Annotated in this window: 14 protein-coding genes; 7 read left to right on the top strand and 7 right to left on the bottom strand. The window is 73.5% G+C overall.

Annotation, left to right across the window (positions count from 1 at the left end):
• Positions 1-9: 9 nt before the first annotated feature.
• The gene (locus ACIRB4_RS18420; RefSeq protein WP_403292446.1) at positions 10-1131 is read left to right on the top strand and encodes a M23 family metallopeptidase; all 1122 of its coding nucleotides are present in this window, start codon (positions 10-12) and stop codon (positions 1129-1131) included.
• Between the two features lie 10 nt (positions 1132-1141).
• Here the strand turns inward: ACIRB4_RS18420 and ACIRB4_RS18415 are convergent, their stop codons facing one another.
• The 4 genes from ACIRB4_RS18415 to ACIRB4_RS18400 all read right to left on the bottom strand — a co-directional run bounded on the left by ACIRB4_RS18415 (position 1142) and on the right by ACIRB4_RS18400 (position 6240).
• The gene (locus ACIRB4_RS18415; protein ID WP_403292445.1) at positions 1142-2452 is read right to left on the bottom strand and encodes a PrsW family intramembrane metalloprotease; all 1311 of its coding nucleotides are present in this window, start codon (positions 2450-2452) and stop codon (positions 1142-1144) included.
• Between the two features lie 139 nt (positions 2453-2591).
• Entirely contained in the window at positions 2592-3380 is a 789-nt protein-coding gene (gene trmB, locus ACIRB4_RS18410; RefSeq protein WP_403292443.1) for a tRNA (guanosine(46)-N7)-methyltransferase TrmB, read from the bottom strand.
• A 74-nt stretch (positions 3381-3454) separates the two neighbouring features.
• Positions 3455-4651, bottom strand: a complete 1197-nt coding sequence (lhgO, locus tag ACIRB4_RS18405; protein WP_403292441.1) for an L-2-hydroxyglutarate oxidase — start codon at positions 4649-4651, stop codon at positions 3455-3457.
• Between the two features lie 134 nt (positions 4652-4785).
• Complete coding sequence (locus ACIRB4_RS18400; protein ID WP_403292440.1) at positions 4786-6240, bottom strand: MFS transporter; 1455 nt, start codon at positions 6238-6240, stop codon at positions 4786-4788.
• Between the two features lie 554 nt (positions 6241-6794).
• On the opposite strand from ACIRB4_RS18400, the gene ACIRB4_RS18395 reads away from it, so the two are divergent.
• The 3 genes from ACIRB4_RS18395 (at position 6795) to ACIRB4_RS18385 (ending at position 13034) form a co-directional block, all read left to right on the top strand.
• The gene (locus tag ACIRB4_RS18395) at positions 6795-8906 is read left to right on the top strand and encodes an asparagine synthase-related protein (RefSeq protein WP_403292438.1); all 2112 of its coding nucleotides are present in this window, start codon (positions 6795-6797) and stop codon (positions 8904-8906) included.
• A 122-nt stretch (positions 8907-9028) separates the two neighbouring features.
• Positions 9029-9622 (top strand): Uma2 family endonuclease, encoded by a 594-nt coding sequence (locus tag ACIRB4_RS18390; protein ID WP_403292928.1) that lies wholly within the window; start codon positions 9029-9031, stop codon positions 9620-9622.
• Between the two features lie 49 nt (positions 9623-9671).
• Positions 9672-13034, top strand: a complete 3363-nt coding sequence (locus ACIRB4_RS18385) for a BTAD domain-containing putative transcriptional regulator (RefSeq protein WP_403292437.1) — start codon at positions 9672-9674, stop codon at positions 13032-13034.
• A gap of 64 nt (positions 13035-13098) precedes the next feature.
• Here the strand turns inward: ACIRB4_RS18385 and ACIRB4_RS18380 are convergent, their stop codons facing one another.
• Positions 13099-15141, bottom strand: coding sequence for a sigma-70 family RNA polymerase sigma factor (locus ACIRB4_RS18380; protein ID WP_403292435.1), 2043 nt, complete (start codon positions 15139-15141; stop codon positions 13099-13101).
• Between the two features lie 253 nt (positions 15142-15394).
• Complete coding sequence (locus tag ACIRB4_RS18375; RefSeq protein WP_403292434.1) at positions 15395-16192, bottom strand: TetR/AcrR family transcriptional regulator; 798 nt, start codon at positions 16190-16192, stop codon at positions 15395-15397.
• 350 nt (positions 16193-16542) lie between these two features.
• Between ACIRB4_RS18375 and ACIRB4_RS18370 the strand changes: the two genes are divergently transcribed.
• Positions 16543-17907: an NAD(P)/FAD-dependent oxidoreductase gene (locus tag ACIRB4_RS18370; RefSeq protein WP_403292433.1), complete on the top strand. Its 1365-nt coding sequence runs from the start codon at positions 16543-16545 to the stop codon at positions 17905-17907.
• Positions 17908-18014: 107 nt separating this feature from the next.
• Positions 18015-19649, top strand: coding sequence for a SpoIIE family protein phosphatase (locus ACIRB4_RS18365; RefSeq protein WP_403292431.1), 1635 nt, complete (start codon positions 18015-18017; stop codon positions 19647-19649).
• A 45-nt stretch (positions 19650-19694) separates the two neighbouring features.
• Here ACIRB4_RS18365 and ACIRB4_RS18360 read toward each other — a convergent pair whose 3' ends face one another.
• A complete protein-coding gene (locus ACIRB4_RS18360) occupies positions 19695-20984 on the bottom strand; it encodes an MFS transporter (RefSeq protein ID WP_403292429.1) in 1290 nt (429 codons plus the stop codon).
• A 130-nt stretch (positions 20985-21114) separates the two neighbouring features.
• Here ACIRB4_RS18360 and ACIRB4_RS18355 point away from each other — a divergent pair, with 130 nt between their 5' ends.
• Positions 21115-21681: a MarR family winged helix-turn-helix transcriptional regulator gene (locus tag ACIRB4_RS18355; RefSeq protein WP_403292428.1), complete on the top strand. Its 567-nt coding sequence runs from the start codon at positions 21115-21117 to the stop codon at positions 21679-21681.
• Positions 21682-22171 lie beyond the last annotated feature (490 nt).

Raw genomic sequence — 22171 nt, 5'->3', positions numbered from 1 at the left:
CGCGCCTTCGTGGCGTCCAACACCCCTGCCCCCGAAGCCCCCTTCGACGCGTTCGGTGCCTCGGGTGCCCCCGGGGCGGACCCCGGGACAGGCGCGTGGGAGGAGTGGAATCCCACCGAGGACTCGCTCCGTCAGCAGGCGCGATCCGGCGCCGGCGGCCGTCATCGCGTCGTCAAGCAGCGCTCCAACTTCGCCCGTTCCTCCACCGTCCTGGGCGTCGGTGTCATCGCCGCCGTCGGCGCGGGCGGCCTGGCCACCGCGCAGGAGAAGCCCGCCGTCTCCATATCCCTTCCCGACCTCGGCCTCCCGGACGCCTCCGCGCTGCCCGGCGTCGGCCAGCTGATCGCCGACGCGAACGACGGGGACGGCGCGAACGGCGGGACCGACGGTGGGGACGGCTCGGGCTCCGGTACGAACAACCCCCTGCCGCTCACCGCCACCCTCGCCCTGGACGCCGAGGGCAGCGGGGGCACGGACGCCTCGGCCACCGCGTCCACCGCCGACGCCGGCGAGGCGCTGCGCGCCCGCATCCTCCAGCAGGCCGAGCAGCAGCAGGTGTCCGCCGACGCCGCCGAGAAGGCCGCGGCGGAGAAGGCGGCAGCCGAGAAGGCCGCCGAAGAGGCCGCCGCCAAGGCGAGCGCCGCCGAGAAGGCGGCCGCCGAGGCGAAGAAGAAGGCCGAGGAGGAGGCCGCGGCGAAGGCCGAGGCCGAGCGCCTGGCCAAGCTCGCCGCCAGTTACGCCCTGCCGACCTCCTCGTACACCATCACCTCCACCTTCGGTGAGTCCGGCTCGATGTGGTCCTCCGGCTACCACACCGGCCTCGACCTCGCGGCCCCCACCGGCACTCCGGTCAAGGCCGTCCACGGCGGCACCATCAAGTCCGCCGGCTGGTCGGGCTCGTACGGCTACCGGATCGTCCTGGAACTGGCGGACGGTACGGAGGTCTGGTACTGCCACCTGTCGTCCATGACGGTCGGCGCGGGGCAGTCCGTGGGCACCGGCGAGACCATCGGCCGCGTGGGCGCGACCGGCAACGTCACCGGCCCCCACCTCCACCTGGAGGTCCACACCGCGGGCGGCTCCGGCGTGGACCCGTCGGCCTGGCTGCGCGGCAAGGGCCTGAACCTCTGACCGGTGCCGGTCAGCTCCGGTACGGGTTGTAGCCGCCGTAGTCGAGGTACTGCGGCGGCGCCCACACCCGGCCGGTGGCCCGCGCCGCGTACGTCAGCGCGGGAGAGGCGACCGCCTTGCGCTGCCAGAGGTGGTGCAGCAGCTCCTGCTCGCGGGCGGTGAAGTCCTCCTCCGCCGTCCCCCGCTCGGCCCGGGCGCGCAGAAAGGCGAGGCTGGTCGCGAACGCCTCGTACTCCCCGACCGCCTGCGCCGCCGGCTTGCCGTACGTACGGGCGGCGAAGTCGCGGGCCACCGAGCGGGCCCGCATGGAGGAGAGCGCGAGCGGTTCGGCGGGGGACAGCCAGCCGGCCGCCGCGTACGCCGGGAGCTGCCCGGATATGGTGCGCAGCTCCTTCTGCCGGCTCCATATCGCCAGCCAGGTCAGCAGCCCGAAGACCGGCACCATGAACATGCCGTACACCAGGAAGAAGCCCCACGGTCCGAAGACGGCCGAGCCGTTCCACAGGGCGTGCGTGCCCATGGCGAGGACCAGGCCGGTCAGCGGCAGCAGGATCCGGCGGACGCGCCGGCGGCGGGCGGCGAGGGCGGCGAGGCCGAAGCCGAGTCCGGTGAGCACGGTGAAGAGCGGATGCGCGAACGGCGACATCACGATCCGTACGAAGAACGTTCCGGCGGTCACGGAGCCGAGGCCCGAGCCGCCGAACTCCTGGTCCTCGCCGAAGGCGTTGCCGAGATAGAGGATGTTCTCGGTGAAGGCGAAGCCGGTGGCGGTGAAGCCGGCGACGACGACTCCGTCGAGGAGGCCGGTGAAGTCCCGTCTGCGGAAGAGGAAGACCAGCAGGATGGCGGCGGCCTTCGCGCTCTCCTCGACCACGGGCGCGACGGCGGTGGCGCCGAGGGTGTCCGCGGACGCCGGGTCGGCGGTCGCGGTGGCGATCCAGCGGACCGCGAAGGAGTTGGCGAGGATCGCGACGAGCGCGGCGGCGAAGGCGCCCCAGGCGAAGGAGAAGAGCAGGATCTTCCAGGGGCCGGGCTCCACGCGGTCGAGCCAGCGGAACGCGGCCATGAGGAGCGGCACGGGCAGCACGGCCAGGCCGAGTCCGACCAGGAACCCCTCGGTGCCTGTCTGGTCCCGCACCAGCGCCAGGATCACCAGGGCGCAGAGCGCGAGCACCGTGATCACGGCGACGGCCCGGACCGCCTTGCCGCGCCAGAAGGCGCGCCGGGGCCGGTAGCGCCACTGGGCACGACCGGGGACGCCGGGGAAGGCCGGCTCCTCGGTTTCCCGGGCGGGAACGGGGGCGGGGGCGGGGTTCGACACGTAAGCGACCCTAACCAGACCCACCGACAGCCTGCGCGGGAGTTCTACTTCCTGTGGAAAAGCAGCCCCTGTGGAAAAGCAGCCCTGCGGAGAAGCAGTCCTGCTCCCTGTGGAGAACCAGGCCTGTGGAAAAGCGGCCCTACTTCCTGCGGAAAAGCAGGTCGTGCACGACGTGGCCCTTGTCCAAGCCCTGTCCTTCGAAGCGGGTGAGGGGGCGGAACGCGGGGCGGGGGGCGTAGCCGCCGTCGGGCTGGGTGTTCGCGAAGTCGGGATGCGCGGAGAGCACCTCCAGCATCTGCTCGGCGTACTCCTCCCAGTCCGTGGCGCAGTGCAGGACGGCCCCGGGCTTCATCCGGGTCGCGAGGAGCGTGAGGAACTCCGGCTGGATGAGGCGCCGCTTGTGGTGGCGCTTCTTGGGCCAGGGGTCCGGGAAGTAGACGCGGCACCCGTCGAGGGCGTCGGGGGCGAGCATCTCGCGCAGCAGGATGATCGCGTCACCGTTGGCGACCCGGACGTTCTCGAGCCCGTTGCGGTCGGCGAGACCGAGGAGGTTGCCCTGCCCGGGGGTGTGGACGTCCACGGCGAGGATGCCGGTGCCGGGGTCGGCGGCGGCCATCTGCGCGGTGGCCTCGCCCATTCCGAAGCCGATCTCCAGGACGACGGGAAGCCCGCCGAACATCTCCTTCAGGTCGAGGACCCGCTTGCCGTCGATGTCCAGGCCCCAGTCGGGCCAGCGCTTGAGCATCGCCTCGGCCTGCCCCGCGGTGACGCGGCTGCGCCGGGGCTGGAAGCTGCGGATACGCCGCTCGTGGTGCGATCCGGCGGGATCGGGCAGGGGCCCCTCACCGGCGGCGAACATCCGGCTGCCCCGCCGCGCGACGACGGGCTCGGCGAGGGACTGCGGAACGTTTTCACGGGACTCAGACACAATGCGGCAATTCTACGGGGCCGGGGGCTGAGGCCCTGTCCGGCGAAGAGGCATGCCCCCATGACCGGGGGCGGCTACAACATCGACAGTGCCCTTGCCGCCACCTCTCGGCCGATCGGGAGGGACGCCGTCGCGGCCGGCGAAGGCGCGTTCAGGACGTGCACCGTCCGCGAGGCCTCCTTGATCAGGAAGTCGTCGACCAGGGTGCCGTCCCGCAGTACCGCCTGTGCGCGCACGCCCGCCGCGGCACGCCGCAGGTCGCGCTCCTCCACGATCGGCAACAGTCTGCGCACCGCCTCCGTGAAGGCCCGCTTCGACAGGGAACGCCGCAGCTCACCGGCTCCGTACCGCCAGTGCTCCCGGGCGATCGCCCATGACCCCGGCCACGCCAGCGTCCCCGCGAGGTCCCCCGGCCGGACGACCGACCAGCCGTATCCCTCCCGGGCCAGGGCGGGCACCGCGTTCGGCCCGACATGCACGCCACCGTCGATGCCCCGCGTCAGGTGCACCCCGAGGAAGGGGAACGCCGGGTCGGGAACCGGATACACCAGGCCGCGGACGAGCGACGCGTCCGCCAGTTCGTAGTACTCACCGCGGAAGGGGACGATCCGCATGCCCGGGTCGTCGCCGGCGAGCCGGGCCACCCGGTCGCAGTGGAGCCCCGCGCAGTTCACCAGGACCCGGCCCCGCAGCACGGCGCCGGCCGCCGTGCGGACGGCCACACCCCACGGCCGCCGGTCGACCGCCGTGACCTCCGCGCCGTACAGGATCCGGGCCCCGGACGCCTCGGCGAGCCGCGCCGCCACCGCGCCGTAGTCACAGATCCCCGTGGTGCCGACGTGGATCGCCGCGAGGCCCCGCACTCGGGGCTCGTACTCGGTGATCTGCGCCGGCCCGAGCTCCCGCACCGGAATGCCGTTCTCCCGGCCGCGCTGCACGAGCGCGTGCAGCCGCGGCAGCTCCTCGCGGTCGGTGGCGACGATGAGCTTGCCCGTGACCTCGTACGGAAGGTCGTACTCCGCGCAGAACTTGACCATCTCGGCTGCGCCCGCGACCGCGAACCGTGCCTTCAGGGACCCCGGGCGGTAGTAGATCCCGCTGTGGATCACACCGCTGTTGCGCCCCGTCTGGTGGCGGGCCGGGCCGTGCTCCTTCTCCAGGACGGTGACCCGGGTGCCGGGCGCGGCGCGCGTCAGGGCGTACGCCGTCGCCAGGCCGACGATTCCGCCGCCGACGACGAGCACGTCGCAGTCCACGTCCCGCACGGACACCCGCACCACCTCCCACCCCGATAGTGCACTGGCCCACTGACAAAGCCGCTAAACCCGGTGGGACACGCGTCACGCCGGGCCCAGGCCGGGCTCAGGCCGGATTCACGCCGGACCCACGCCGGACTCCGCCAGGCTCACGCCGGAGCCATCAGGAGCGGCCGGGCCCGCTCCCGCAGCTCCATGACCCGGGGCTCGTCCCCGTACGGTTCGAGCCGGTGCAGCAGATCGCGTACGTACTCGGTGGTCCGGGCGGACGAGATCCGGCCCGCCACCTCCACCGCGCGCGTGCCCGCCGCGCAGGCCGCGTCCAGATTGCCCGACTCCAGCTCGGCCACCGCCGACACCACGAGCCGCAGCCCGTGCGAACGGACGTACTCCTCCGTCGGCCGGGAGAGCGCCTGCTCGGTGAAGCGGCGCACCTGGCGCGGCGCCTTCAGGTCGCGGTAGCACTCGGCGGCGTCGGCGCAGAACCGGTCGTACGAGTAGAAGCCGAGCCAGGACGGGTCGGCGTCGCCCTCCCGCGAGCGCTCAAGCCAGCCCTCGGCCGCCTTGAGCGCGGCCGCGGCCGCCGCGCCGTCGTTCGCCTTGGCGTGCGCCCGCGCCTCGACGAGCCGGAAGAAGGACATGGTGCGGGCCGTGGCGAGCCCGCGGTTGCGCTCCAGGGCGGCCTGGGCGAGGTCCACGCCCTCGTCGGCGAAGCCCCGGTAGGTGGCCTGCAGCGACATCGAGGCGAGGACATAGCCGCCGAGCGGCACGTCGGCGGCGGCGCGCGCGAGGCGCAGCGCCTGGATGTAGTAGCGCTGGGCGGCCTCCTGCTGACCGGTGTCGAAGGCCATCCAGCCGGCCAGCCGGGTCAGCTCCGCCGTGGCGCCGAACAGGGCCCGTCCGACCTCGTCGGAGTACGAGCCGAGCAGCAGCGGTGCGGCGTCGACGCGTAAGCACTCCGGGACCATGGAGGAACGCCAGTCGCCGCCCCCGTACTTCGAGTCCCAGCGGCGCGCGTCCTCCGCGGCCTCGCGGAGCTTGGCGACGTCGCTGTGGCCCACGCGCGCGTGGAGGCCGGTCTCCGGCCCGTCGGCCGGCCCCTCGGGCCCGGCGGCGGGACGGTGCGGCAGCCGCTCCACGGAGGAGTCGGCGGGTGTGATCAGCCACCGGGAGGCGGGGGTCGCGTAGGCGCTGACCGCGAAGGATCCGGCCAGCGACTGCCAGATCCCGCCACCTCCGGCCCGTCGACCGGCGAGATCCAGCCGGTACAGCTCGGTGGCCGAGCGGACCGCCTCGCCCACGTCACGGGGGAAGGCGAGCCCCACCTCGGGCGCCGGGTCGGCGTCGGCGAGGCCTATCTCGTGCAGCGGCACCGGCCGGCCGAGCTTCTGGCCGATCGCCGCCGCGATCAGATGCGGCGCGGCGCCCTGCGGCACCATGCCCTTCGACACCCACCGCGCCACCGACGTCTTGTCGTAACGGAGCGTCAGCCCCCGCTGCGCCCCGAGGTCGTTGACGCGCCGGGCGAGGCCGGCGTTGCTGATTCCCGCGAGGGCGAGAACCGTGCCGAGCTTTTCGTTCGGCCCGCGTTGCTCCCTGGACATGACGCCACCCCTCGACCACCCAGACGGCCGCCACGACGCCGGGCATAGGCGTGCGGCATTCGTAAACACAGCGTAGTTCGCCGCATCCCTACCGTTAAGGGGCGGTGTTCCCTATGGCGGGATTGTTGTGTGAATCGACGGGGGAGGGGCGGTCCGCCGGGAACGGTCGGGGACGGCGGGGCCGGGGGCGGCGCCGGGGAGCGTGCTCCGGTGGTGTGGCCGTGCGCCCGCCCGTGCGCTCTCGCCCGGCCGGAGGGGGAGCGCTTCCATGAGTGCTGCGTGGGTCGGCCCATCCGGCTGTGGACCGGTGGGCTGGGGGATACCGTCGCCCCCTCCCCGCGGGCGGCGGACGGCTCCGGGAGGCGTAGGGCGCCTCCCGGACTGCCGGCGCCCCCGAGGCCCCGAAGCCCCGTACAGAATGGCCGAATGACGACGGTGCGCAACTGGCCAATGCCAGCGGCCCATTCGCCTTTCGCGTGCCTTGCTCCCGAGCCCGTCCTGTGCGCCCTTGTCGTGGCAGCATGTTCCTCCACTGAACCGACGTGGAGGCGCCGATGCGATGGCTGGTGGGCTGGAGCAGTGTCGCCGCGAGCTTCGGTACGGCGGGAGCGGTGGGGGCCAGCGCGTCCGAGGGGCGCACGGTGCATCCCGTGGGCGCACAACTCCTGTGGGGCGACCCCGATCCGCTGTGGGCGGTCGGTGACTGGCGCCCCGACGAGATCCGCGTCGTCGGCGTTGACACGCACAGCCGCCTCGCCGTCCTGGGGTGTTGCGCCGCGAGCGACGAGGAGCTGAGGAGCGGCCTCTTCGCCGCGCGCGGTGGCGCCCTGCGCCACCTCACGGCGTGGGCGGGCAGCTACACCGTCGTCGTCCAGGTCGGCCGCCGTGTCACCGTCACCGGCGATCTGGCGGGCGCGCGGCCCGTGTTCCACACCCCATGGGCCAACGGCACCGCGTACGCGACCGCCGCGCTGCCGCTGGCCGACCTCATCGAGGCCCAGCTCGACATCGGCCATCTCGCCGCGCTGCTGGCCTGCCCCGAGACACCGGAGGCGCTGCGCGACTCCACACCGTACGAGGGCGTGAAGCGGGTGCCGCCCGGCCACGCGCTGATCCTGCGCGAGGGGTCGCGCGAGATCACCGGCTACGAACCGGTGGCCTCGCTCGCCGTCGCGGCGCCGCAGGTCGAGCCGGGGCGGGCGGTGGAGGGGGTACGGGACGCGCTGGTCGACGCCGTACGGGCCCGGCTCACCGCGCCCCGCCACGCGCCGGAGACGCCGCTGCCGGACCCCGGGCCCGTCCCCGGCATGGGGCCCGCGGAGCGGCGGGCCGCCCGGGGCGGCGGACCGGCGCCCGGCATCGGAGCGGATCTGTCCGGAGGCAGTGCTTCCGGGACGCTCGCCCTGCTGGCCGCCGGGCTCCCGGGCGTGCCGGGGACGATCCTGGGCCACGGCACGGGCGCGGGGGAGCGGCTGCTCGCCGTCACCTTCAACGATCTGGCGACCCGGGCCGGTGCCCACCGCGAGGAGGAGCTGGAGCGGGCCCGGGTGATCGCGGCGAATCCGCGGCTGCACCATGTGGTCGTCGCGGCGGGCGAGGAGGCGCTGCCGTACGCGGAGCTGGAGGGTCCGCTGACCGACGAGCCCGGCCCCTCCCTCGTCGTCGCCGGCAGGCACCGCCGACGCCTCACGGGCGGCAGCGCGGACCACTTCACGGGCCTGGGCGCCCGGCAGGTCCTGGACGCCCATCCGGCCCGGCTGGCCGACCTGTTGATGGACCGGCGGCGCCGCTCCCTTGTGCGTCCGGTGGCGGCGCTCGCGAAGGCGACGGGCACGTCGGCGGGCTCGCTCCTCGTACCGCTGACGGTGTACCGGGCGGCGCGCCGGCTGGCCCGTACCCCCTACCGCACCGGCCTCGAGGCGGCGGCGACGGGGCTCCTGGAGGCGAACCGCACGGCGGCGGGTGCGTTCGGCCCGCTGGAGGCGTCCCTCTCCGCCCTGGCCTGGTCGCGCCCCGGCCCTGCGGCGCGCTGGCTGACGGGCGAGGCCCTCGCTGAAGTATCGGTTCGCCTGAACCGGGCGGCGACGCTGCCGACGTCGGTGCAGCGACCGGGGGAGGCACGCGCGCGTGCGGCGCTCGCGCGGGCCGCGGCCGACCACCGGGTCCTGGAACAGGCGGCCGAGATCCGCGGTCAGCGGCTCCACGCCCCCTTCCTCGACAACCAGGTGGTACGGGCCTGCCGCGACCTCCCCGAGTCGCTGCGGGTCCAGCCGGGCGCCCGGGCCACCGTCCTGCGCACCGTCCTGGCCGGCGCGGGCATCCACGACCTGCCGCCCGGCTGGGGCGCCCCGAACCCGGCGGTCCCGGCCGCCGCCGCGCGCACCGGCCTGCGCGCGGCGCTCCCGGACCTGCTGGCCCTCTTCGACGCCCCCCTCCTGGCGGACGCGGGCCTGATCGAGGCCCGCGTGGTCCGCAAGGCCCTGCGCGCGGCCGCCGACGGCGAACCGGTCCCGCTGGACGGCCTCGCCGACCTCGTCTCCACCGAACTCTGGCTCCGCCGCCTCCTGTCCCGCCGCGGCACCTGCTGGACGGGCACGGCGGCACCACGGCAGCGGGCGGTTCCGGGGCCCCTGATCCCGGCGTCCCGCCGGTCACTGCCGGCGTGAGGGCCGGCCGGGGCGGCGAAACGTGACAGCACGCTCGTTCGAGTGAACGTCTTCCGAATCCCTCTGAGGCGGCGGACCTAGGCTGGGAGCGTCGCACCGAGCGAAGGAGGTCCGTCATGGCGATGCCGCTGCCGGTCCCGGGAGATGAGTCTCCCGACGACGTCGAGCCCGACCATGAGGGCGCGAGCGTCGAGCAGACCTTCCAGCTGTTCAGTGCGGTGGCTCCCGAGGGCTGGCGCGTGGAGCTGATCGAAGGGGAGATCTACGTGGTGCCACCGGCCAATGGGCAGCATGAGGAGATCGTGTCGGAACTCAGTGGACAGTTCCGGGACCATGACAAGGCCACCGGCCGCTACACCGGTATCGGCCTGTACCTGCCGGGCGCCTCGGACACGGGCTACACCATTCCCGACCTGGTCATCGCACCCAAGGGCAGCTTCGACGACCAGCAGGAGTGGCACTCCCCCGCTCCCGTCCTCCTCGTGGCCGAGGTCACGTCCGCCTCCACCGCCGACCGTGACCGGGTCCAGAAGATCCGCGGCTACGCCCGCGCCGGAATCCCCCTCTACCTCCTGATCGACCGCGCGAGCGGCGAGGCCGTCGTCCACTCGGAGGTCCAGGGCGACGAATACGCGCACACCGCCATCCACAAGCTGGGGACGAGGGTTCGACTCCCGTATCCCCTCGACTTCGAGCTCGACACCTCCGAATTCTGAGCGGGTAAACCCCCAGGCGCCGACCGCACCCGCCAGGGACAATGACCCGGTGCGGTACCTCATCCTCGGCTCCACCCAGGCCCTCGACCCCCACGGCACCCCCCTCCCCCTCGGCGGAGTGCGGCTGCGCGCGCTTCTCGCCGCGCTCGCTCTGCGCGCCGGACGGCCCGCCTCCGTCACCGAACTCGTCGATGACATCTACGGGGACGAACCTCCGCACGATGCCCCCGCCGCCCTCCAGGCCCTCGTCGGACGCCTCCGTCGCGCGATCGGGCGGGACGCCGTCGCGTCGGCGCCCGGCGTCGGCTACCGGCTCGTCGCCCGCCCCGACGACATCGACCTGTACGTCTTCGAACGGCGGGACCGAGAGGCCGCCGCCCGCCTCGACGCCGGTGATCCCGACGCCGCGGCCGAACTCCTGCGCGGCGCCCTCGCCCTCTTCCGCGGCCCCGCGCTCGCCGATCTGCCCGAGCACGCGCGCGTGCGCCCCGAAGCACAGCGGCTCGCCGCCCTGCGCCGGCGCGTCGAGGCCGACCTCAGGCGCGGCGCCCTGGACGGACTCGTACCGGAGCTGTCCGCGCTCACCACAGCCCACCCGTACGACGAAGGCTTCCGCGCCCAACTCGTCCGCGCCCTGCGCGACGAGGGCCGGCAGGCCGACGCCCTCGCCGCCTTCGAGGACGCCCGCCGCGCCCTCGCCGACGGCCTCGGCGCCGACCCGGGTCCCGAACTGCTCGCCCTCCACCGGGAACTGCTCCAGGCGCCCCCGGAACCCCGGGACCCGGGCAACATCCGGCCCCGGCTCACTTCCTTCGTCGGCCGCGAACCCGAACTGGCCGCCATCCGCGCCGACCTCACCCGCTCGCGCCTCGTCACCCTCACCGGCCCCGGCGGCTCCGGCAAGACCCGCCTGGCGGAGGAGGCCGCCCTCGCGGCCACGCGGACCGGTGGCAACGGCGGATCCGGCACCGGCGGCTCGGGCGCGTGGTTCGCGGCGGAGGCCGCCCCCGCCGCCACCCGCACCGGCGGCACCAGCGACATCGCCCGCACCGCCCGCACCGCCGCCACCCGCACCGGCGATACCGGCGGCTTCGGCAGTACCGGCGGAACCCCCGCCTCCGGCGCATGGCTCGCGGAGCTCGCCCCGCTCGACGACCCCGACGCCGTACCCGGCGCGGTCCTCTCCGCCCTCGGCCTCCGCGAGACCAACCTGATCACCCGCGACGGCCAGCCCCTCCAGGACGACCCCACCGCCCGTCTCGTCGAGCACCTCGCCCACCGCCCCCTCCTCCTCGTCCTCGACAACTGCGAGCACGTCATCGACGCGGCCGCCGCACTCGCCGAAACCCTGCTCACCCACTGCCCCCGGCTGCGCATCCTCGCCACCAGCCGCGAACCCCTCGGAGTCCCCGGCGAGACCGTCCGGCCCGTCGAACCCCTGCCACCGCACCCGGCCCACCTCCTCTTCGCCGAACGCGCCCGCGCCGTACGCCCGGACTTCCGGCCCGACGCCGACCTGGACGCCGTCGACGAGATCTGCCGCCGCCTGGACGGCCTCCCTCTCGCCATCGAACTGGCCGCCGCCCGCCTGCGGCTGCTCACCCCGCGCCAGATCGCCGACCGGCTCGACGACCGATTCGCTCTCCTCACCTCCGGCAGCCGGACCGTCCTGCCCCGCCAGCAGACCCTCCGCGCCGTCGTCGACTGGTCCTGGGACCTCCTCGAACCCGACGAGCGCACGCTGCTCCGCCAGGTGTCCGTCTTCGCCGGCGGCTGGGACCTCCCCGCCGCCGAGGCCCTCGGAGCCGCCCACGCGGCCGACGCCCTCGGCGCGCTGGTCGACAAGTCCCTGGTCGTCGCCGCCCCCACCGACGACGGCGAGATGCGCTACCGCCTCCTGGAGACCATCCACGAGTACGCGAGCGAGCGCGCCGCCGAGACCCCGGGCCTGCTCGCCGCCGCCGAGGCCGCTCACACCGCCCACTACACCGCGCTCGTCGAGGAGGCCGAACCCCGGCTGCGCTCCGGCGAGCAGCTCCCCTGGATCCGGCGGATCGAGACCGACCTCGACAACATCCGCGCCGCCCTCCACCGCACGGTCCTCACCGCCGCCGACGAGCCGTCCGCCCACCGCCTGGTCCTCGCCATGGGCTGGTTCTGGTGGCTGCGCAACTACCGCCCCGAGGGCCTGGCCTGGGCCGAGCGCGCGCTCCGGCTCGGCACCGACCCGGACGATCCCGCCGACCCGCGCCACTGGCCCCGCATGCGGCTGCACATGCTGCGCTTCTTCCTCGCCGTGGAGAGCCATACGGTCGGCGAATTCAGCGACGACCCCGAACTCGCCGCCCTCGTCCGGCGGGTGCGCGCCGCCTTCGCCGACCATCCCGGCCCCGAGTCGGCCCGGTTCCCCGGTCTGCTCTGGCCGTTCACGGCCTATCTCACCGAGAAGCCGGACGTCGTCCGCGCGATGCTGGACGCCTCCGTCGCGCACTGCCGCCGCCACGGCGGCGAGTGGGAGATCGGTGTCAGCCTGATGTTCCGTACGCACATGGCGGTCGACATGCCCGGCGGCATGACCGGCATCGACGAGGACCTGGCCGAGCTGCGCGCCCTCTCCCGCCGGGTCGGCGACCGCTGGATGCGGGCACAGGTCGCGAGCGCCGCGGCGGAGGCGAACATGCTGCGCGGCCGGCACGCGGAGGCCGGCGAGGCGTACGAGGAGGCGCTGCAGCTCGCCCGTGAGGTCGGCGCCCACGCCGAGGCGCCCTTCCTGATCGCGCGCCTCGCCGAGATCGCGTTCCGCGCGGGCGACATGGAGGCCGCCGAGAAGGGCCTGGACGAGGCGTGCCATGAGGCCGAGCGCTCCCACGTCAACGACGCCCGGACGTACATCGGGACCATGCGCGCCTTGATCGCCCTGCACCGAGGTGATGTCCCGGGCGCTCGCGCCCGGTTGGACGAGGCGCGCCGGGCGGTGACGACGGGCGCCCCGCCGCCCCATTTCGCGGTGGTACTGAGCGGGCTCGACGCCCGGATCCGGGCGGACGAGGGCGGCGGCACCGAGGCCGTCGCGGACGCGGTGGCGGCGCTGCGCACGGCACGGGAGGCGCAGTGCGCCGACTTCGTCATCGCCGCCCTGGCGGAGTGCGTGGCGATCACGCTCTCCCGCTGCGGCGCACCGGCCCTCGCCGTCCGGGCCCTGGCGGCGGCCGACACCTGGCGGGGCGCGCTGGTCCGCTCCGTCCCGGAGGCTCGGGAGGCCGAGGCGCTCACGGCTCGCGCGCGGGAGGCCCTGGGCGAGGACGGTTACGCCGAGGCGTACGCCTCCGGCGCCGCGCTCGACGTCGAGGCCGTCCTGACGCAGGTGGAGGCGTACGTGGCGGGCTCGGCTCCTTCCCGTACACCTACGTGACCGGTGTGCTGGCGGCTCCGGCCCAGCGCGCGAGCCTCACACGCAGGCGATCCGGGGGCGGGCCTCACGTGCAGGTGATCTGGGACTGGGCCCAGTCCGCGACCGCGACCCGGCCGAACGGCGTGTGCGGTTCGACCACAAGGCGGAGCGTCTCGTGTCCGGCGATCCCGACGTGCACCGGTACCGGTGGATCGCCCGGTTCGATCACGGGGGACCGCCACAGCCGTCCGCCGTCCCCGTAGACGGAGAAGCGGACGCCGCCGACACCGAGGGGCGCGCTCATGTCGTCGATGCCCACGAGCGCGTCGTAGCTGGTGCACCGCCGGTTGAGGTCGATGGTGAGGGAGGACGGCGCCTGCACCGTCACGCCGTGTCCGTACCGCTTGCCGCCCATCGACATTCCGTCGCGCTGCCACATCGGGCTGCTCTCCTCCAGCCGCACCTCGGGCTTGGTGCCGTCGCCGGCGATGCCGTAGTCGAGCCGGCTGACCCGGTAGACGGCCGGAGGCGCGGGCGTCGGCTTGGGCGCGGTCCTCGACGGGCTGGGCTTCGGCGAGGGCGTCGTCGCCTTCGGAGCCGGCTCGGGCCGGGGCTTCACCGTCCGGCTCGGCGTCGGACGCGGGGGCGGGGCGGGCTCGGCCGTGGGGACGGGAGGCGGCGTGGGCCTCGGCTTCGGCGGAGGGGTCGGTTCCGGCGGTACGACGGGGGCGACGGCGGGCGGGGACGGTTCGGGTTTCGCGACCGGCTGGGGGTCGCCGGACAGCGCCCACACCAGGCCGGCGGCCGCGGCGACGGCCACCGCGGCCGCGAGCCCGGCCTTCGCGGGTGCGCCGAGTCCCTCGGCGACGGCGGCGGACGACGCCCCTGCAGTGCCCGTCGAACCGGCTCCCGTGGCGGCGGCGGCCGCTCCGGCTCCGGCGGCCCCGGCCGCTCCGCCGGCCACCACGCCCGCGGCCTTGAGCGAGTACCCGGCGGCGAACCAGCCGATGACGGCGATCGGAAGCAGCGCGGGGATACCGGCGTTGACGTGCGCCAGCTCACCGGCCGCGAGCCGGCACTTGGCGCACTCGTCCAGGTGCTTGCGCAGCCCCCGCTCGGCCCGCATCCGCAGCCCGCCGCGCGCATAGGCGCCGAGCCGGTCGGCGTAGCGGGCGCAGTCCCCGCCGGAGGTGAGGGACTGGCTGACATGGGCCTGGAGGTAGGCCTGCTTCAGGCCCTCGCGGGCACGGCTGGCCAGGACGGCGGTGGCGTTGGCGGTCAGCCCGAAGAGCGGCGCGACCTCGCTCGGGGACTCCTCCTCGACGGTGGTGTGCCAGAGCACGGCCTGCCAGCGTTCGGGCAGCGAACGGAACGCCTGCATGGCCAGGGACTGCTCGGCCTCGTGCATGGCCCGGACGTCGGCGCCGAGATCGAGCGTGTCCTGGTCGGAGACCTCGGCGCCGCGTGCGGCCTGCGACGCGAACACGGCGAAGTCCTCGACCAGGTGCTCGCGCCTCTGCGTCCTCGTCCAGTTCGCGGCCACCCGTCGGACCGTGGTCAGCAGATAGGCGCGTACGGCCTGCTGCGGCCCGGCCCCGCGGCGTACCGCCTGGAGCGTGCGGGCGAACACCTCCGCCGTCAGGTCGTCGGCGGTGTGCGCGTCCCGGCAGCACGTCCTGGCGTAGCGCCGCACGGCTTCGGAGTGCCGGCGGAACAGCTCTTCGTACGCGCTGTCATCGCCGTCCCGCATCCACTGGATCAGGTCGCCGTCGGACGGCGGGAGTTCGACCGGCGGCGGCAGTACGCCGTCGTCCGCGCCGTCCTCGTCCGCACGGTCCGCTTCGGCCCCGCCAGCCCCGCGCTCGCGCTGTTGCGGCACACCCGGCTCGGCGCCCACAGGCGTCTGACCGGCCGGACCGGGAGACGTGAGCGACGAGCCACCCGGTCCGCCCTGGCTCGGCACCTGCCAGGAGGGTGGGCTGCCGTACCCCGGGCCGCCGTATTCCGGGCCGCTGTTTCCCTGGCCGCCGTATCCGGAGCCGACGGCTCCCGGAGCGTCGCCGGTCTCCGTGGCGCCGCCTTCACCCAGCGGCTCGTCCCGTCCGTCACCCCGTCCGTCACCGCTCATCGCGGAAGCCCCCGTACGCACGCCCAGACCCGAACACCGGGCAAGCGTGCCACAGCGCGGAGGCGCCCTGAACCGACGCGTCCACTTACCACTCGTCCGGGGAGACTTCCTGTATCCGGGCGTAACCGCTCACTCGTTCGTGCCATGCTCGACGGTTCCGGAACCGTCGAACAGGCGGGCGTGAGCGGCCGTCACCCCAGGGGCGCCCCGGGCGGCCCAGGGCCTGCCCGGCCCTGACCCGCCGCCACCCTCCCTACCGCGACCGCAGGCCCTCCAGCAGGATGTCCAGGAGCCGGGTCGAGGCCGCCGCCTGCTGCGCCGCGTCCGGCAGAGCGGGCGCCGCCGTGGCTATGACGAGCAGGACGTCCGCCACGGTGACGTCCGCCCGCAGCTCACCGGCTTCCCGTGCCCGGTCCACCAGGCGCCCGACGACCTCAAGGAGTTCCGCCGCACCGGGGTTGTCCTGCTCGTCCATCGGCACTACGCGCGCGACCACCCGGGCCGCCGTCCGCTCCGCGAAGCCCCGCTGGTGCGGTACCCGCGCCTCGTCGTCCGACGACCGGTCCACCGACGTCGGCGCCGACGGCAGCGCGTCGACGGCCGCTCCCTCGTCCACGCCCACCCGCAGCACCTGCGGAGGCAACAGCCGCCCCGCTCCCGAGGCCACCGAGGTCCGCAGGAACCGGGAGAGCGCCGACCACGGCTCGTCCTCCTGCCCCAGGGCCGTCCGCGCCTGCTCGGTCAGCCGGGCGGTCTCCTCCTCGGCTATGCGGCGCACCAGCACGTCCTTGCTCGGGAAGCGGCGGTAGACCGTACCCACCCCGACCCGGGCGCGACGCGCCACGTCCTCCATCGGCGCTCCGTAGCCGAGCTCCCCGAACACCTCGCGCGCGGCGCGCAGGACGTGTTCCAGATTGCGCTGCGCGTCCACGCGCAGCGGAGCGGCCCGGCCGATCACCGACGATCCCGTCGACGCGCTCGTACGCCCGTCGCTCCGGCCGTCCGCCGCCGCCGTGGCAACGGCGTGGCCGTACGAATCCTGCATGTGCATAAGCGTTCCCCCGCTCATGATGTCTCCCCCCGGAGACTCCCCGCCCTGACACGGGAATCGGACGCCTCCGCACTCGGTCTACGCGCGGCGGTCCGATGCCCGACGACATACGAACATAGTTGAGTCCGGGTCAATTCAGAAGGGGGAGTTCCGCACGGTGCGCCCCCCGATCGGAGCAAGGACCGGAACTCTCCCGATTCCGACCCCGGACCCGACCCCCCGCGCCCGCCCTGACCTGGGTGCTTTCCGTTGTACCCACCCCGCGCGCCACCCCGCGCCCCCGCACTTCCGCGGTCACACAATTTGCCGGGCCTGTGGACAAACCCCGGACGGCGTTGCGTCATGGGACAGTGACCGAACCTGTGCGCATTCTCGTTGTCGGCGGTGGCTACGTCGGGATGTACACCGCGCTGCGCCTGCAGCGGCAGCTCAAGGCCGAGCTCAGAAGCGGTGCCGTCGAGATCGTCGTGGTCACACCCGATCCGTACATGACGTACCAGCCGTTCCTGCCCGAGGCGGCGGCCGGCTCGATCTCCCCGCGCCACGTGGTCGTCCCGCTGCGCCGCGTCCTCGACAGGTGCCGGATCCTCATCGGCGAGGTCCACGCCGTCGACCACGCCAAGCGGACGGCGACGCTCTCCACCCTCGCCACCGAGGAGGAGGGCACCGGCAACATCCAGCTCACGTACGACGAACTCGTCATCGCGCCCGGCTCGATCTCCCGCACCCTGCCCGTCCCCGGCCTCGCCGAGTACGCCATCGGCTTCAAGACCGTCGAGGAGGCCATCGGGCTGCGCAACCACGTCATCGAGCAGATGGACATCGCCTCCTCCACCCGCGACCCCGGCCTGCGCGACGCCGCACTCACCTTCGTCTTCGTCGGGGGCGGCTACGCGGGCGTGGAGGCCCTCGCCGAGCTGGAGGACATGGCCCGCTACACCGCGCGGTACTACCACAACATCAAGCCCGAGGACCTGAAATGGGTCCTCGTCGAGGCGACCCACCGGATCCTGCCCGAAGTCGGCGAGGAGATGGGGAAGTACGCGGTCCGCGAGCTGCGCGCCCGCAACATCGACGTACGGCTCGACACCCGGCTCGAGTCCTGCGAGGACCGCGTGGCCGTCCTCAGCGACGGCAGCCGCATCCCCACCCGTACCGTCGTGTGGACGGCCGGTGTCAAACCGGCGCCGGTCCTCGCCGCCACCGACCTGCCCCTCAACGGACGCGGCCGGCTCAAGTGCACGGCGAGGCTGACCGTCGACGGCGTCGAGCACGCCTGGGCGGCCGGTGACGCCGCCGCCGTGCCCGACATCACCGCGGACGAGCCCGGCCGGGAATGCGCCCCCAACGCCCAGCACGCCGTGCGCCAGACCAAGGTCCTCGCCGAGAACATCACCGCCTCCCTGCGCGGACAGCCGCTCAAGGAGTACGCCCACAAGTACGCGGGCTCCGTCGCCTCCCTCGGCCTCCACAAGGGCGTCGCGCACGTCTACGGCCGTAAACTCAAGGGCTATCCCGCCTGGTTCATGCACCGGGCGTACCACCTCAGCCGCGTCCCCACCTTCAACCGCAAGGCCCGCGTCCTGGCCGAGTGGACCCTGTCCGGCCTGTTCAAACGCGAGATCGTCTCGCTCGGCTCGCTGGAACACCCCCGCGCCGAGTTCGAACTCGCCGCCGCACCCCCGCCCCCCAAGGAAGGCCCCGAACCGGGCTGACACCGATGTCAGTGCGCTCGGTCACACTGGACGTGTGACCATAGGTGGGCTCACACCTGCACAGAGTGACTCAGCACGGCCGACGACACCACGAGGCATACAGATCCGTGAACTTCACCCGTTGGAGCGCCCGGCTCCCCGGCACGCAGCGCCGCATGGCCGCGCGGGGGACCGAGGGCTCCGTGCCCGCGGCCCGCGGTGAGTACGGGCCGCAGCTGGAGCACCTCCCCGACGAGTCCGACGGCGTCCCCGCCCTGGAGGACTTCTCCGTACGGGAGGTGATCGGCCGGCTCCCCGGCCTGGTCGCGCTCGCGCACGGCCCCGAGCACCGCATCGCGTACGTCAACGACGCCTACGCCGCCGCCTTCGGCCCCCGTCCCGCCGGGGCCACGGTCGCCGACGCCTGCCCCGAGGCGCACGAACTCGGGCTGCTGCCGCTGATGGACCAGGTCCTGCGCAGCGGCAAGCCCCGTACGGTCAAGTCCCGCAAGACCAAGGACGGTGGCTCGTACACGGTCACCTGCCTGCCCGTAGGGTCCTCGCGCCTCGAAGGCGGCGGCGTCCTCGTGCACGCGGCCGACGTCACCGACCACGCCGAGGCCGCCGAGCGGCTGCGCGCCAGCGAGCGCCGGCACCGCGAAACCGCCGTCACCCTCCAGCGCTCGCTGCTCCCGCAGGAGCTGGAGCAGCCCGACGACCTGCGGATCGCGGCCACGTACCAGCCCGGCGGCACCGACGCGGCCGTCGGCGGCGACTGGTACGACGTCATCACCCTCGGCGCCGGCAGGACCGCCCTCGTCATCGGCGACGTGATGGGACGCGGGGTGCGCGCCGCCGCCGTCATGGGCCAGCTCCGCACGGCCGTACGCGCCTACGCCCGCCTCGACCTGCCCCCGCACGAAGTGCTCCAGCTCCTCGACGGCCTCGCCGCCGAGATCGACGCCAGCCAGATCGCCACCTGCGTCTACGCCGTCCACGACCCCAACGAGGGCCGGCTCGTCTACGCCTCCGCCGGTCACCTCCCGATTCTCGTCAGGGACGAGGACGGCTCGGTGCGCCGCGCCGAGGACCCCACCGGGCCCCCGCTCGGCACCGGCGGCTGGCTGCACACCTCGGGCACGATCGCCCTGCCCCCCGGCTCCACGGCCGTCCTCTACACCGATGGGCTGGTCGAACGCCGCCGCGAGGACATCGACGAGGGCGTCGCCGCCCTGGAGCGCGCCCTGTCCGGCGCCACCGGCACCCCGCAGGTGGTCTGCGACCGGCTGCTGCGCTCGCTCGGCGTCACCGCCGACCACGACGACGACGTGGCGGTGCTGGTCGTCCAGCATCCCGCCCGCAAGGGAGCCGACGCCGAGCTCTTCCACAACGCCGCCCTGGAGCTCCTGGGCGGTGTGGAGGCCGCGCCACGCGCGCGTGCCTTCGCGTCGGGGGTTCTCGCCAGCTGGCGCTTCCCGGTCGAACTGCGCGATCTCGGTGTGCTCGCCACCAGCGAGCTGGTCGCGAACTCCCTCAAGCACGGCACCCCGCCCATGCGCCTCAGGCTCCGCCGCACCGACCGCCGGCTCATCATCGAGGTCACCGACGGCGACGACCATCTGCCGCGCCGCCGCAGGGCGGAGTCGGAGGACGAGGCGGGCCGCGGGATCTCGATCATCGCCACGATCGCCTCGTCCTGGGGAAGCCGCCGTACGCCAGGGGGCGGCAAGGCGGTCTGGTGCGAGTTCGCCCTGCCGGACTGAGCCGGCCCGGCAGGGCGGATACGGCCCTGCCCGGCGGGTCGGGGCTCAGGCGGTGGCGGTCTGCTTCTCCGGCTGGTGCCGCGCGACGATCCGTGAGGTCGTGGCCGCGAGCGACGGCTGGTTCTGCACCGGAGTGAGCTGCTTGCCGAGGCGCACCGCCAGGAACGTGATCCCGAGCGAGAAGAGCACGAAGGTCACGATGTACGGCCCGTGCAGCGCGGCCCCCATGGGCCCGCCCACGGCCGGACCGACCGCCAGCGCCAGCTGCTTGACCAGAGCGAACGCCGAGTTGTACTGCCCGACCATCGACTCCGGCGCCAGGTCGGCCACCAGGGGCGCCACGGTCGGCGACAGCATCGCCTCCCCGAGCCCGAAGAGGGCGTACGTGGAGATGAACGCCGCGGTCGCCATGGTCCGGCTGCCGTGCCCGAGGCCGGCGTACCCGGCGATGAGCCACGCCACGGCCCAGATCAGACCGACGGCCGCGATCACCCGGGTCCGCCTGCGGTGCTCGACGAACCTCAGCACCACGAACTGGGCGAGGACGATGACCGCCGTGTTGGCGGCGAGCGCCATCCCGAGCGTCGACGGCTCGATGCCGGCCGCCTCGGTCCCGTACGCCGCGAGGCCCGACTCGAACTGCCCGTAGCAGGCGAAGAACAGCACGAAGCCCAGGACGCACAGCCGCACCATGGCCTTGTGCCCCAGCAGCGCCCGCACACCCCCGCCCTTGGAGGGGGCCGGCCGGTCGGTCTGGAGGGCGGGGGAGCCCGGCATCCGCACGGTCAGCACGATTCCCGCGAGGACGAGGAACATCACCGCCTCGATCGAGAAGAGAAGAAGGAAGCTGCCGGGCCGGCTCTCGTCGACGAGCTGCCCGCCTATCAGACCACCGACGCCGAGTCCGAGGTTCTGCAGAAAGAACTGCGTGGCGAAGGACCGGGTCCGGCCGGCCGGCTCCGAGCACCAGACGATCATCGTCGCCAGCGCCGGCTGCATCACGGCCGTACCGGCACCCAGCAGCGCCGCCGACCCCACGACCGCGGCCACGCTCCCCGACAGCCCCATGCCGAGGGAGCCGAGAGAGGCCAGCACGGCGGCGACCAGCAGGACGGGGACGGGACCGCGCCGGTCGATGGCGCGCCCGCTGAAGGGAAGGACGACAAGTGCGGCCATGGCGAAGACGGCGAGCACGATGCCCGCCGTGGTCGCGCCCAGATCCCGCACCTGAGCGACGTACACATAGAGGTACGGAACGGTGAAGCCGAGCCCGAACGCGCTCAGCGCGCTGCCTGCCTGGATTCGGCGCATCGCTGCACCCATCGCCTTGGTCACACTCACCCACTTCGGTCGCGAGTTCAGCTCTGTACGCCTGAACCCTGAAGACTTCAATACTAAAGTTCGATACTTAACTGTACACATCGAAGGACTTCAACGCCAACGTCGACCGTGGGATACTCCCCGCATGTCCGACACCCCCGAGCAGTCCGGCCCGCAGCCCCTGCAGGAGCCGAGCCTCGACGAGCAGATCGCCGCCTACCAGCGCGAGTACCGCGACCTCGACCCCCAGGTCGAGAAGGTCGTCTCCGCCCTGGGCCGGCTGAACCGCCGGATGAACGTCGCGTACGGCCGCCAGGTCGCCGACCTCGGCATCAGCAACGCCGAGTGGGAGGTCCTCAAGACCCTCGTCCTCTCCGGCGCCCCCTACCGCCTGGGCCCCGGAGAGCTGGCCAAGCGCCTCGGTCTCACGCCGGCCGCGATGACCCACCGCATCGACCGCATGGCGGGCGAGGGCCTGGTCACGCGCGACCGCGACGAGAACAACCGCGTCCGGGTGATCGTGGAGCTCACGGACGAGGGCCGTTCGAAGTGGCTCGAGGCGATGCGGATGGCGACGGACTTCGAGGAGGAGCTGCTCCAGGACCTGTCGAGCGAGGAGCGCGGCCTCCTCGGCGAGATGCTGATCCGCCTGCTCAGGCGGGTCGAGCACACCCAGCCGGACGCGGGCGGCAGGCTGACCGACCTCGACTGAGGAGGCCGTCCGTGGCACGCCTGGGGCGGGGTTGACACGCCCCGGCCGTATCCGTAGTGTTCTCCGAGTTGTCACGGGGCCGGAACGGTTCTGCGACAGCCACTCCCGCCGCTCATGCGGCTCCTCAACTCAGCACGATCTCCCGACCGGGACGAATTTCGGCATGCCGGAATTCATTTCGAAAGACTCGATTATGAGTCGCAAGGGGAATCCGCTAGAGTTTGAGCGTCGGAACGGCCCAACAGCCGGGAAGACAAACCCCGCTGACTGGGAATCAGGCCCGAAAGGATCTGATAGAGTCGGAACCGCCGGAAAGGGAAACGCGAAAGCGAAGAACGGACCGGCAGCCCGCTCCAGCGGGTGGCGGAAACGGAAAACGGATCTGCTAAGCTGGAAACACGAAAGACCGAAGGGAAAAGCCCGGAGGAAAGCCCGAGAGGGTGAGTACGAAGGAAGCGTCCGTTCCTTGAGAACTCAACAGCGTGCCAAA

It is taken from the genome of Streptomyces sp. NPDC093600, assembly GCF_044764755.1.
GTDB lineage: Bacteria > Actinomycetota > Actinomycetes > Streptomycetales > Streptomycetaceae > Streptomyces.
This window is presented reverse-complemented; position numbering and strand designations above follow the sequence as displayed.